Below are 8318 nucleotides of genomic sequence, written 5' to 3'. Positions count from 1 at the left end.
AGCTCCGCCGATCGCACGTTGCTCACACCGCGCCAAACGGCGTAACATCCGCCGAGACTCTAACCGCTACTGGGTGAAACTTCAGGGGCAGGTCACTGGCGAACTCACGCCTAGGGACGGCGCCGTCTCAGGTCAAGCGCGGCGAGGGTTCATGAGGGCACAAGGTTGAAATCGACTGCATCACAGGGATTTGCTTCTGAAGCCCTCGCTCACGTTCGAAGATCGGCCAATCCTGGGTCGGTTCATTACGTCGCGAGGCGTGTCGCACTCCACCTCGCTAGTGGGCGCACGCAATATCTCAGGCTAGGCCGTTCACGCTGGAGGGGAAGCGCCGATGCGCGTTGCACGGGCGCGAGACATCGGGCTGAAGACAGAGCTAGTACCCACTTTTCTTGGATCGTGCGTCCTGATTCAAGATATGGATGATCCCGAAGCAAGAGAAGTCCACCTTTCGCGGAAAGATTGCCAGGTGCTTCAGGCGTGTTGCCGCTCGCCAGTGACGTTGCCTCGCGATTTGAAGCGTGCGCGGATAGTTCTGCTGACGGCGGACGGGCGCAGCACCGGCTCGATCGCCGAAGAAGTCGGAATCCAGCCGCGGATTGTCAGCCTTTGGCGGCATCGCGATGCCGACCATGGCCTTGAGGTGTCAATCGACGTTGGACTGGGACCCCCGATCGGCATCCAAAGGGTTAGCGGCACCTCCTTCAGAAGCCTCAAGCAGCTTCAGGGACACATCGATGCCTACGTCAACGCCTACAACGACAAAGCCGAGCCCTTTGTCTGAACCAAGAGAAAGGTCCGTCAACGCCCTTTCAAAGGCCGCCGTATCACTCAGCTCTGATTCCGGGTACTAGCTTAGGCACTTGCACCGAGATCGATCGTGATACACTCACCACTGATTCCCGAGGCAGACGGGCTCGCAAGAAACCCAATCGTTGCCGCAACCTCACTGACTTCAACAAACCGGTTGCCAGGCTGTGATGCGCGGAACGCCGCTATCACCTCGTCTGTGCTCATCCCGCGATTTTTAGCCTGAGCTTCCAACTGACCACGCATCAGCGGGGTATCCATCCAACCTGGCGCGACGGCATTAACAGTTAAGCCGTGCGTGCCGCCTTCGAGCGCGGCGGTACGGACCACGCCAAGAACACCGTGCTTAGCGGCGCAGTACGCGACCTTCTGCCGCGCACCGCCGTAGCTGGCGACTGACGCCGTGACCACAACCCGACCACTTCGGGACTTCGTTAGAGCCGGCCATGCGGCCTTCAGCGCGTGGAATGGTCCGTCCAGCATCAGCGCATTGAGACGATCCCATTCGGCGTCGGGAAACTGAGCGAAGGGGGCCATGAACTGCACTCCAGCATTCAACACCAGGATATCGAGACGTCCGGTAGCCTTGAGTACATGAGCGACCATGTCTCTATTCCCACTCGCAGTGGCAAGATCCGCATGAAAGACATCGTCGCCCGCGATGTCGACGCCGTGCACCTCCGCTCCCCGTTGGGACAATTCAGCCACGATCGCCTTGCCAAGCCCTCCCGTCGCTCCAGTTACGAGCGCGACTCGTCCCTTGAGGGACCATCCGTGCAGATCGGGCTGCTGGTGGTGGCTCTCACTACGGAACTTTGCCATTTCTTCTCTCTCCTAGGTATTGGCTCATCAAACGGGCGCGATCTTTTTTCAGGAGATCCCGCGGTCATTGACGCCAGAGAATTCAATCAGTTGCGACTATCTGGCTTCGGGTAGTCGGCTAATTTCCGGCCACAACGTGCAATATGATGGCACCAACACAAGCGAGACCGTAAATACAGGCTCGTGGCCAAGCGCCGGGACAGCACGGGTTGCTTCGCCGACGATAAACTGCCATTCATGTTGAATTACCCGATAAATCGAGCTCTGTAGGCAGAAGGTCCGCGCCAAATCGGACGAATGCGGGGCTTCTCTGCGCTCGAGGAGGTCCGGATTTGCCCCCGCAGCGGTATGAGGAAATGCCCCTTCTTGTTTGCGGGACCGAAGCAAGCCGCTCGCGAACGGCGCGCTTCATATCGCTGTGCTAGCGAGCGGCTTGCGATTTGGTTTCTGGTACGTGGACTTCTGCAAAAGTCTGCTACGGCGCTTCTCCTTCAAGCGATAGCTGTCGCCGCGGATTGCGATTGCGTGACTCTGGTGTAACAGGCGATCGGATTCCCGGCTTGCTCGACGAGAGGGGTTGTGGGCCGGTCGGGCCCTACATAGCCCGAGCCGTCCACAACCCGGGCAATGGGGCAGCGACCTTGGCGTCCGCAAGCCGCTCCCGCGCGAGCAACTGCTTAACAGTCTTCCGTCGAAGCACCCTCAGCAGACGCTGCACAATAGAATGCTGCGTCGGCCCGAAATCCTCGGGGTATTTCTCGCTCAGCCGGCAGACAATGGCGAGCGCAGTTAGCTGCGGCTGCTCGGCGAGCCAACCCTCGATCACAGCAATATGCGGATCGAGCTTGGACGGCATGCGAACCCTGGTTTTTTAGGACGGACGAGTTCGCCGGTGCGTGGCACACGGCTCGCCGGCCGTCACCGTCTTGCTGAGCGTCTTCGCGAACGTTGCTGCGCTCGTTGACGTGGTGCTCGTGGAGGCGCACTACAAGCCGCCCGCGTGTGCGGCGCGCCGATCAACGCGAATGCCGAGTTCGTCCTGGGTCGCGCGAATCTCGGCCAACAGAACGACTGAATGGAGCGAGCGATACTGATCGCCCAGCCGTTTCTTCGGATCCGCGGTCACCTTGGGATGCACCAATGCACTTCATAGGGCGTTGATGGGAGATGATAGCATTTGATCACTTTAGCCCCTTCGCGGCGCTTCTCCTTCTTGAACGACGGCTGGATGAAGTTGACGTAGAGCCGTGCCGCCGCATAGAGGCGGCTCATCACACGGGCGGTCTCGACGCCATCGAAGCGGCCATAGCCCATGCGGCGGCGGACGACGGCACCATTCTTCTGCTCGACGAACGCTTGATCTTCTTGTAGGCGCGCGAGCGTGTGAGTTCGAGCTTCTGTCCGCGGCACCATGGCACGACCACATCGTTCATGGAGGCGCTGTCGTTGTCGAAGGTCCACGCCGCGCAACCACCAGGGGAACAGGCGCTGTGCGCGGTTGATCGCCTCGACGACCAGCGAACCTTCCCGCGTCACCAACGGCAGGCACTCTGTCTAGCCGGTGGCGACGTCGACCATCGTCAGGGTTTGGATGAATGAGCCGGCCACCGACGTGCCGCCATGGGCGACCATGTCGACTTCGCAGAAGCCCGGCAGCGGGCTGTTCCAGTCATTCAATGTGCAGATCGGGACCTCGCGCCGGATTGCCGAATAGAAGCCGGCACGGCGCCGCCTGCCGCCGCTCGCCGCGACCTTTACGTCGACGAGCAGTGTTCGACGGTTGCGGGGCTGATCGCGAGAACACGGTCACGATCCGCCAAGCCAAGCTTCAATCGGCCATGCTGCTTAAGTGCTGCCAGCAAGGTCGGGATCATCACCTCGAGCCGCTTGCCGCAAACCCGATCCGACGCCTCCCACATGCCGTCAGCGCATCATTGATCGTCGCACCGTATTTCGCGGCGGCGCTCTCGCGTGCCTCGACCCCATTAGATCTAACCGGCTCATGTTGCCCGAGTGCGCGCACCGCATGCTTGCGATGCCAACCCGTCGTCGCGCACAGCGCGTCGAGGATCCGCCCTTCTCCGCCCGTTTGGCCGACCCGGTAGCGCTCTGTCGCCGCCGACACGATCTCGCGCCGCGCGCCCATGCCGATCTTTCCCACCATAGAGGCCACCGAATCGATTCGGTGGTGCCGCCCCAGTCATCGGCGAGAAGTTGTCCAGTAACATTCTGGGCGAGGCAATGCGCAGATGATCTCCGATGCACCAAAATTGCGTCAGAGCCAATATTGCAGGCCGAATGACAGGCGACGAGCTTCAAGAACAGATGCGCGGCATTGGGTTCAAAGAGCAGATGCTCATGCTCGTCGATGATCAGAAGCTTTGGCTTGGCACATTCGGCGAACCGCTCCTCGAACGGCTTTCGCTGTGGCATTTGGCAAGCTGTGCAACGGCAGTCGTGGCTGGGACGAGCTGAATGGAAGCCCAGCCAGGTCGCTTCCCGTCCCAGCGCGACCGCAAGGTGGATCTTGCCAACGCCAGGCGGCCCAAGCAGCAGCACGTTCTCGCCATTGGCGATCCAGCCAGCGCCTCGCAAGCTCGCGTGTTTCCTTCGGATCCAGCAAACGCTGGGCCGAGAAGTCGAAGCCCGACAGATCGCGAACGAACGGGAAGCGAGCAAGTTTGAGCGTCATCTCGATCGCTGCTCGTCTCCGTCAGGCATTAAGATGCAATCTGCAGGTTTTTCCGAAAGAGGTCCTCGGCGGCTACTTGCCGTGAACAGCTCACGAGTATGGTCAAAGATTGGGCCGCAGTTCCAAGGTTTGAAAGAATGCGACCATTCAGCCGCTGCGGCAGTGAACGCGCGCGCCTTTTGTTCTCCGCTCATGCACATCAGCTAGTGCCATGAAAGCCAGAGTATGCGGACTTACGTTTTGGGTCGACAACGGCCACGCCTTGCGAACCTGGTTTGCGACGCGGATGCGCTCTCGCGAACATCATCCCTGGCGACCACTTCCATCCCCGCCCATGGCTGCAAGGTCGCGGTTCGCGCATCGCATTGTCCTAGCGCCAGAAACAGAGGAAGCCTGAACCAGCGGCCGGCCTCACCGGTTGACGTTTTCAGCCGGGGAGAAGGATCAATGGATTTTCAGATTTGTCGTTCTAGCCAATCCGGCCTGTAGCAAACGCCGCCCCACAACTGCTGTGAAGGGTAGCCAAAGTCGGTGCCGAAGAAGCCTACAATACACCGATACTTTGTTTTTGGGACGCGAGTCGGCTGTTCTTGGCGATTAGGGCCAGCCGTTTGTTAAGGTAGTCGAGCGACGCTTCGTCCAGTCCGGCGAACATTGTCGAATTGAGAGCCTGCCTCTTGTTTGACAGGTTCGCAATCTCCTCCCTGGCGTTTTCCGTTAGTGAGATCTGCAGGAATCGTGCGTCCTCGGTGGATGTTACGCGAGATAAAAAGCCTTTCTCTTCGAGCTTCTTTGTTTGGTTCGTAACGAACGCTGGGTGGATCCGAAGCTTATTTGCCACAGCAATCCCGGAAACCCCGCGGCCTTCATCGATTTTCTCGATAGCCATTAGAATCAACCATTGGGGCTCGGTTATTCTCATCATCTCAGCCCACCGCTTGTGTATTTCCTCCAATTGGGAGTGGATCTCAACGATGTTCCAGACGAAATTGGCAACGCCTTCATCCAATTGATCTTTTTCGCCCATTTCAGTCTTCCCGCCACGCCTAGTGCTCCCAAAAGGCACTCAATTCATCATTAGCGGGAATACGTCATGCTGTCTCGATACGAATTGACGCGACATACCGGTCATGCAAAAAATTAATTGACTTATACAATCTAAAGACACTATTATCATGGCAGACCCACGAGGCCCTTTGGCCAAGGTCATGTAAAATCCTCCAAGAAGAACCTCCGGGATGCCCCCTGGAGGTCCTTTTTTGTGCGCAGCACTCTGCGGTCCCGCCCCAATTGTCGAGTGTTGCTAGATTGCAACTCATCTCCCTCAAATATCGGCACCGCAAATTAATTAATTGCGACAATTGCTATAGCGAACTATACCGCCTTTGACGGAGAGGGGGCGCCTCGAAGTCGTTCCGTCAAAGCCAGCTCCGGTGGGGCTAGAGCGGCGGATCTGGACGACGGAAACGATTTTTCAAACTTGGGAGCTTCATCGATGAAACTGACAAAGGGTCTCATCCTCGGTTCTGCGGCAATGTTCGCAGGTACCGGGGCGCAGGCAGCCGACCTGCCCGTCAAAGCGAAGGCGATCGAATACGTGAAGATTTGCTCGCTGTACGGCGCCGGTTTCTACTATATCCCTGGAACCGACACGTGCATCAAGCTCGGCGGCTATCTGCGCGCCGACGCCATGGTGGGAACGAACGCCGACTTTGATGTAGCGGGCAGTGGTGTGGGTGGCGCTCACAATCGCCTCAGCAACTACTTGCAAACCCAGACTCGTCAGGATTTGCAGATCGATACGCGCACCGCGACCGAATATGGCATGGTCCGGACATTCGCTGAGTTGGCCTTTACATGGAGAACCGGTACCTACGGCGGAACGGGCACAACGGGCGTAAATGGTGCCACGGCGTACACTACATCGCTCGGTTCCCAGGTAGCGGCTGGCGGACTGGGCATCTATTACGCATTCATTCAGTTCGCTGGATTCACTTTTGGCAGAGCGGAATCACAGTTCAGAACGCCTTGGGCCGAATATCCGGCGAACAACTTCGAGTTGCCGGGCAGCGGGGGCTGGGATCCTGTAAATCAGATCTCGTATACCGCAGACTTCGGTCAGGGCATTACGGCCTCGTTCTCAGCTCAGGACCAGGTCCCGAACTATCAGAGCGCCGTCTGGAATGTGAGCGGCGCAACCGCCGCAGGTCTTGCGACCGGCACCTACGGAGCTAGCGACTTCGGGGGTTCGAGGGCTCCAGATTTCGTCGCGAGGGTTCGCGTCGATCAGGCTTGGGGGCTTTTTCAGGCATCGTTCGCTGCTCATGACAACCATGCCGCCTACTACGGTGCCGACGAGACTACCAGCCATCCCGGAGACAAGTGGGGTTGGGCTGGACAGTTGGCGTTGTCGATCAAGAACCTGCCGACTGGCGCAGGTGACAGCATCAATCTGACGGCTGTGTACACGAATGGTGCGAGTCGCTACAACTTTCACGATTATATGGGGTCAACCTTTGCAATGTACGGCGGTGCAAGCGCCGGAGGGGCATACCAAAGCCTGGGTCTAGCTGGTGTTTCAGACTCTGTGTTCGTCACCGGAGCCGGTCAGGAGTTGACCACTACCTACGGGTTCAACGGTGGCTACACACACAATTGGGACCCATACTGGAATACTAGCGTTTTCGGCGCGTGGGCAGCGGTACGACACAACAACACGGCCAAGAGCTATATCTGCGGAGCCTTCGTGACAACCCTCGCGCTCTCGAGTGGCGCTGCCGGTTGCAATCCTGACTTCAATTACGCCGCGGTCGGTACAAAGACATCCTGGACCCCCGTCAAGAACCTGACCTTCACCGGGGAACTCGCCTACATGGTGCTCGATCAAAAGTATGCGGGCGGAAGCACCGTGACGCTTCCGTTGCAGTCGAGCATCGCCAAGCCAGCGGCTGCATATGAGCTCAAAGACCAGGGCAGCCTGCAATTGCTGCTCCGCGCTCAACGCAACTTCTGATCATCTACAAACGTAGCGGAAGGAGGAAGATAGGCTCTTTCGATGTAGTTGTAACCTCCAAGAAGGCCTCTGGCATGCCCGCCGGGGGCCTTTCTAATTTTTTGCTCAGCGTTTCCATCATTGCTGGCGATACCCGTCGGCACCTACCGATTGACTCAGGTTGCGTCTGTCTCGGTTCGTTTGGCGAACTCAATTACAAACCGCAGCTCGCCAAGCGATAAACTGATGTGAGTGCTCGGGCTCCTGCCGGCAGGCACGTGCCGCTTGCCATGTGGTCGTCTTCACCCATCCGCTTCGCGAGCCACGCTGCACGTGTTCTGGGGGAGGGCTTTCTCACCCTTAGGAGCTGATCAGTACTTGAGCATCTAACTTCCGTGCGTTTCTCCTTTATGGGGTCAAGGCTTACAGGGTGGTCTTTCGGAGGCCTTCCTCATCTCGTTTCTCCACGACGGGCGCGGGTAGCCTTTCTTTCGGCCTGCTGAGACTGTCGAACACCCGCCTTGTGAAGGAGAACATTTCGATAGAAGCAAACCGTCGAAAGCATCCCAACGTACGCTCCGGCAAAGTGTCTGTGCAGGCTGCAGCGAACCGGGAAGGGCAGAGACCAGCACATTCGAGGTGCTGGCCGGCCGCAGCCGCTATCGCGCACCACGCAAGGAACGGGTTGGTGTCCACCATTCGCTTCTGCTTCAATAGGAGTTCCGCCATGGGCGGCCTAATTTAAACCGATTGGCCTCCGGCAACCCCGGGCGGTTAAGTATTGCCGCAGACGACTGGCCTACGGAGAATAAGGAGGCGAGTCGGGCGGCATCTTCTCGACGCTTCCGAGCGTTCAACGCTTTGCTTTATGCTGGGTTGTGTCAATCGGCTTGCAACTTTGACCCCTCGTATTGCCTCACTTGCAGATGTTACCCTGGCGGCGCCGTGGCCGATGACGATCCGAGGTCGCCTGATGGGTCGCGCCAGGTAGCTTTCCCGGCT

7 protein-coding genes and 3 pseudogenes are annotated in these 8318 nt (G+C 58.4%); 2 read left to right on the top strand and 8 right to left on the bottom strand.

Annotation, left to right across the window (positions count from 1 at the left end; translation table 11 throughout):
• Positions 1 to 418: 418 nt before the first annotated feature.
• Positions 419 to 643: pseudogene (locus ABIB00_RS39290) on the top strand (helix-turn-helix domain-containing protein); the annotation flags it as partial.
• 212 nt (positions 644 to 855) lie between these two features.
• Here the strand turns inward: ABIB00_RS39290 and ABIB00_RS38495 are convergent.
• The 8 genes and pseudogenes from ABIB00_RS38495 to ABIB00_RS38460 all read right to left on the bottom strand — a co-directional run bounded on the left by ABIB00_RS38495 (position 856) and on the right by ABIB00_RS38460 (position 5351).
• Positions 856 to 1632 (bottom strand): SDR family NAD(P)-dependent oxidoreductase, encoded by a 777-nt coding sequence (locus ABIB00_RS38495; protein WP_354107946.1) that lies wholly within the window; start codon positions 1630 to 1632, stop codon positions 856 to 858.
• A 408-nt stretch (positions 1633 to 2040) separates the two neighbouring features.
• A pseudogene (locus ABIB00_RS38490) lies at positions 2041 to 2181 on the bottom strand (ATP-binding protein); the annotation flags it as partial.
• Positions 2182 to 2227: 46 nt separating this feature from the next.
• Complete coding sequence (locus tag ABIB00_RS38485) at positions 2228 to 2488, bottom strand: hypothetical protein (protein ID WP_354107949.1); 261 nt, start codon at positions 2486 to 2488, stop codon at positions 2228 to 2230.
• A 266-nt stretch (positions 2489 to 2754) separates the two neighbouring features.
• On the bottom strand, positions 2755 to 3171 hold the full coding sequence (locus tag ABIB00_RS38480) for a hypothetical protein (RefSeq protein ID WP_354107945.1): 417 nt from the start codon (positions 3169 to 3171) through the stop codon (positions 2755 to 2757).
• Positions 3172 to 3186: 15 nt separating this feature from the next.
• Positions 3187 to 3309, bottom strand: coding sequence for a hypothetical protein (locus tag ABIB00_RS38475; RefSeq protein WP_354107944.1), 123 nt, complete (start codon positions 3307 to 3309; stop codon positions 3187 to 3189).
• 196 nt (positions 3310 to 3505) lie between these two features.
• On the bottom strand, positions 3506 to 3796 hold the full coding sequence (locus ABIB00_RS38470) for a hypothetical protein (protein WP_354107948.1): 291 nt from the start codon (positions 3794 to 3796) through the stop codon (positions 3506 to 3508).
• Between the two features lie 200 nt (positions 3797 to 3996).
• Positions 3997 to 4191: pseudogene (locus tag ABIB00_RS38465) on the bottom strand (ATP-binding protein); the annotation flags it as partial.
• Positions 4192 to 4868: 677 nt separating this feature from the next.
• Positions 4869 to 5351: a MarR family winged helix-turn-helix transcriptional regulator gene (locus ABIB00_RS38460; protein ID WP_354107943.1), complete on the bottom strand. Its 483-nt coding sequence runs from the start codon at positions 5349 to 5351 to the stop codon at positions 4869 to 4871.
• A 468-nt stretch (positions 5352 to 5819) separates the two neighbouring features.
• Between ABIB00_RS38460 and ABIB00_RS38455 the strand changes: the two genes are divergently transcribed.
• On the top strand, positions 5820 to 7337 hold the full coding sequence (locus tag ABIB00_RS38455; RefSeq protein ID WP_354107942.1) for a porin: 1518 nt from the start codon (positions 5820 to 5822) through the stop codon (positions 7335 to 7337).
• Positions 7338 to 8318 lie beyond the last annotated feature (981 nt).

Origin of the sequence: Bradyrhizobium sp. LB14.3 (assembly GCF_040547985.1) — a bacterium.
Lineage (GTDB): Bacteria > Pseudomonadota > Alphaproteobacteria > Rhizobiales > Xanthobacteraceae > Bradyrhizobium.
The sequence above is the reverse complement of the archived record's forward strand: the minus strand, read 5'-3'. Positions and strand labels throughout refer to the sequence as shown.